At 40.1% G+C, this 4,541-nt stretch carries 3 protein-coding genes, 3 tRNA genes and 2 rRNA genes; all 8 read right to left on the bottom strand.

Annotated elements, in window-relative coordinates:
- A 16S ribosomal RNA gene (locus AB4Z17_RS32295) occupies positions 1-131 on the bottom strand; the annotation flags it as partial.
- A gap of 799 nt (positions 132-930) precedes the next feature.
- The gene (locus AB4Z17_RS32290) at positions 931-1,500 is read right to left on the bottom strand and encodes a YdeI/OmpD-associated family protein (protein WP_441913810.1); all 570 of its coding nucleotides are present in this window, start codon (positions 1,498-1,500) and stop codon (positions 931-933) included.
- 261 nt (positions 1,501-1,761) lie between these two features.
- Complete coding sequence (locus AB4Z17_RS32285) at positions 1,762-2,277, bottom strand: DinB family protein (RefSeq protein WP_441913809.1); 516 nt, start codon at positions 2,275-2,277, stop codon at positions 1,762-1,764.
- An 81-nt stretch (positions 2,278-2,358) separates the two neighbouring features.
- A complete protein-coding gene (locus tag AB4Z17_RS32280; protein ID WP_441913808.1) occupies positions 2,359-3,276 on the bottom strand; it encodes a helix-turn-helix transcriptional regulator in 918 nt (305 codons plus the stop codon).
- 781 nt (positions 3,277-4,057) lie between these two features.
- Positions 4,058-4,137, bottom strand: a tRNA-Leu gene (locus AB4Z17_RS32275).
- Positions 4,138-4,155: 18 nt separating this feature from the next.
- Positions 4,156-4,231 (bottom strand) — tRNA-Lys (locus tag AB4Z17_RS32270).
- Between the two features lie 6 nt (positions 4,232-4,237).
- Positions 4,238-4,313 (bottom strand) — tRNA-Val (locus AB4Z17_RS32265).
- Between the two features lie 140 nt (positions 4,314-4,453).
- Positions 4,454-4,541, bottom strand: a 23S ribosomal RNA gene (locus AB4Z17_RS32260); the annotation flags it as partial.

Below are 4,541 nucleotides of genomic sequence, written 5' to 3'. Positions count from 1 at the left end.
GGTTACCCACGTGTTACTCACCCGTCCGCCGCTAACCGGCGTTTTCCGAAGAAAACGCTAGTCCGCTCGACTTGCATGTATTAGGCACGCCGCCAGCGTTCGTCCTGAGCCAGGATCAAACTCTCCAAATTGGTGTTTGACTTGCTCATAACTTTTATCGCTATATTTGCTCATCCCGAAGGATTTGCAAGGCAGTTATTACTCGTTGTTCAGTTTTCAAAGAGCAATCTTTTATTTCGTTTGTTTCTCTCGCCGTCCGCGTGTATCTCTCGGCCGGAATTAGAATATACCATGCATGCATATATGATTGCAAGTCTTTTTTGAAATTATTTTATTATATTTATGATTTCACTATATAAATGCCATTTAATACGTCTATAACGCCTGTAAAACACTACATCTAAGCGTTTTAATATTTAATTTCGTTAATATAAATGAACAAACATATTATTAGTTATTTATTTTCGAGCTCAATGTTAGCCTAGTTAACTATGTGTAATTAACAAATGGATTTCAAATACGATTGCTTTTTAAAATGAATTATAACTGTGCAAAGTCCTTAAATTTAAAAAGCCATTAGTAGTTCCTCTTTATCTATTAAGATCACCTACGTAACCTGTTCTTTATTTACAATCAGAATTAATCCTTGCYTTGCATCCTCCACGAATGTTCATTCTATTCTAGGCCAAGACGATCCGTTTTCAACATTCACAATAGTTGCTGAACTATCCAGCATAAGCATCTCCCCGACCTATTCGTATGTGTAGGAAATAAAATGAACCTATCACGCCTATGAAAGGATAGGGTTTCAATTTGAAACAAATCAAAATTAGTATAGTAGAAAACTACTCCCACTAATTACAGATAGCCTATTTCGGCGTGCTTATATCACCACCACAACAAACATGTCTCGCTACAAAATAGCGTATCTTAATAATCTAGGAGGCGTCCATTATCATGCCATTGACCGTACATTTTATTATCCTTAGTGTTTGCAATGAATTTGTCTAATCTACTATTAAATAATTCCGGCTGGTTTTTATTACTTTGTATCGTGTCGATCCGAACTCTTTTATAAAGAGCTGGAAATGCCAAAAAATTCTCAAATACCTGTCTCTCCTCTTTGAGCCTTTGCTCTATATCCTTATCTATTTTAAAAGAATCGTAATCCATATCGGGAAGTACCTTTCTTCCTTCATCTCTCATTAACCCCAACTTTTCAAGGCGGCGGACACGTTCTTTATTCAATTCAGTCCATGAACTCTTTTTGCTTCTAGGCGATAGTCTCTGCGCCATTTGAGCTTCGGCTATTTTCTTTTTCACTCCATCTATCCATCCAAAGCACAAAGATTCTTCGACTGCGTCCAAATACAGCAGCGTATCTGGGTTTGGCGTCATGCTAACTGCTACCCAGCAAGATTTTTTAATATTTCCATTTTCCTGCAGCCAAATCCTCAAATCTTCTCTCGATTTTACTGTAATTAGATTTTCAATTTCCATAGATAAAATTCAAGCTCCTTCTAATTTATAGTGTGAAATTAAATTCAGTATACAACCTATGACCCAAGTCGAACTTGATACTATCTAAGGGTAAAATGATACTTATCTCAACAAGCAATGGTGACTTATTTCTTCCATAAAATCGAAGTAAAAAAGTCGACTCTCCTATTTTTAGAAGTATCGACCTTTTTAGTATAATTTGATTTAATTCGAAACAATATCCATTGTACTCACCAAATTTTCAAAACAATGTTCCAGTGATTAAACGGATTCCGCAGCTTCCTGATACCAAAAAAATGCATAGTCGTTCATGACGGATACGTGGCCTAGTTGACGCAGCATTGTAGATATATTTCCTCTGTGGTAGGTCCCATGATTGGCCACTTGCAGTACAATTTCCGATAAGCGTGTTTGGCGAATTCCGGCAAATGGGTTATCAAGCAAAACGGTTTGCTCCAAATCAGCTTCGCTTTGGAACCATTCTCTGTATTGTTCCGATAACTGCGCGAAGTTTTTTTCGTATTCATCTACAGAATGCAGGATACTCACATTTAGCGACATACATTCTTGAAATGCCTCTCGCATACCAGTGCCTGTTAAAACCTTGTACCACATCGTATCCACTGCATAGATATGACTAAGGGCATGGGCAAGGGTAGGAAATGAGCTGTTTACTTCTTGACTTAGCACAGAGGCCGGGAGTTCTTTGATTCTCCCCATGATCGTTTGGTTGGCCCATGTGTGGTATTGAAACATTTCTACTGGATAATTGGACATTTGTTAATTCTCCTTTTGATTTCTAATAAATTGATTTTGGTTCTGTAGTTATAATAATAAAAGAAGTATGACAACAGACTGTCATACTTCTTCATAAAGTTTGAGTGTATTTTGAAGCTGTTCTTTTAAAATCCTTCGCAGTGCATAAGGTTCGAGCACCTCGGCGCCACTGCCAAAGCTCAGAAGAATGGACCATAGCCATCTTGCTTCTAGTGGTTTATAAACTGGAATTCGTATCGTTGCATTTCCATCGGCATGAAATTGCATATCCGCTTGGTGAAACTGATCCATAGCTATCGCTAAAGCCTCCGGTCCCACTTGAATCACAACATCTTTCAAAAGATCGCACCATTCCTTGTTTGTGAAAGTAAGCTCTTTCGACACTAAGTGATGCTGCTGAAAGTCTTCCTGCGTCAACACTAAGTTCATTATTCGTGATAATCGGAACTCCCGATAGTCACAACGCGTTCGACAAAAGCCATAAACGTACCAATTGCCATATTTGAAATGAAGCTGTATGGGTTCCATATCACGGGAAGTACGATCATTATTTGCATTAATATAATCAAAACGGACGATTTTTCGCTCCGTAATGCCCGTACGTAAATGTTGAAGCGCGTCCGGCCCTGACCGGCGGGTTTCTAAGTCGACAGATACAGTGGGGATCTGTTGCTCGGGTCCGATTGTTTGTAGTCGTTCAATGGTACCCTGAGCACGCTCATCTTTAAACACGCTGGAGAGGCTGCTGAGCACGGTGATCAGGGAATCCACATCGTAAGAACCGAGTAAGCTTTTATCCATTTTGTATCCGTCCATTATGCCGTATCCGCCATTCATTCCCTGATACGATATGACAGGGAAGCCCGCAGCGCAGATCACATCGATATCCCGATAAATAGTTCTTTGGGAAACTTGATACTCTTCAGCCAGCATAGAAGCAGACAAAACTTCGTTATTCAGGAGCTTGTAGATTATGGAGATCAATCGCTCCAATTTCATATTTATCCCCGCCCGTTAATCGATATCGTATTATGCTTAATATTATATCACAGATTTTTTATTACTAATTTTTAGGGATAACCTGCTTGATGTATCGTAGATACATGAATTGGATTGAACGATCGGGGTATTTAGATTGGCATAAAACCGTAGAACCCACGTTAGAAAGCATCTCCTATCGAACCTAGACGTGCAGTCATAATGGAAGGAGTTCTCTTGAAGAACAAACATCACTACTGTAAACGCACCGATGTCTAGCTGGTCGTGTGTGCGCCAGAGGCACCGAGACTAGCACATTTTAAATAGTGTTATAGTCAAAAAAAGCTACTAGCATTCATTCGAACATCTACCCTATATTATTGAATGAATTTCCGCAACATTACGATCTGACATATTAGTAATACCTAGACAAACAGCTGTCTAAGCGTTCGCCTTTTCAATGAGTTCACTTGCAGTCGAATCACAGTACAATTATAGAGCAGCCCTCTTCTTTTTTAAGGCGTGTCTATTTGGCTCTTAACATCCCGTACCTTCGTCTCTTCTTAGATTCCAGATATTAGAATGATAATACTTGTCTGCAGAGGGTTAAAAAGCTTGGGGGAGGCGTAGAGGAATTTTTTACGTAATCGCAGTGATAACAATGTAGCCTTTATTTTGTTTTACCAATATGAGATTACCAATTTGATCAATATTACTCAAAAACATCTCATTTGAGTATCATTTCCTACTTTTAAACAACAAAAGAAGCCTTGCTAAGCAAGACTTCTTTGCCGTACTATGATGCGCGTAGAGGGACTTGAACCCCCACGGTTGCCCGCTAGATCCTAAGTCTAGTGCGTCTGCCAATTCCGCCATACGCGCGCATCCGAGATTAAAAAATGGTGAGTCATGTAGGATTCGAACCTACGACACCCTGATTAAAAGTCAGGTGCTCTACCAACTGAGCTAATGACTCATACTATGGTGGAGGATGACGGGATCGAACCGCCGACCCTCTGCTTGTAAGGCAGATGCTCTCCCAGCTGAGCTAATCCTCCATGGAAACACTAAAACCCACTGCGAGTGGGAGTCTTGCTTCATTGTGCGTTTTGCACATTGAAAACTGGATACGAAAGATAGGCTTGCTGAAGCCTTTATGCTGCTGTCTACCGGATGTATGGGTCACAGTAAACGTGTTTAGGATAAGCCCTCGACCGATTAGTATTCGTCAGCTACACACATTGCTGTGCTTCCACCCCGAACCTATCAACCTCGTCGTCTTCAAG

This window comes from Paenibacillus sp. TAF43_2, from assembly GCF_052113545.1.
Lineage (GTDB): Bacteria > Bacillota > Bacilli > Paenibacillales > Paenibacillaceae > Pristimantibacillus.
This window is presented reverse-complemented; position numbering and strand designations above follow the sequence as displayed.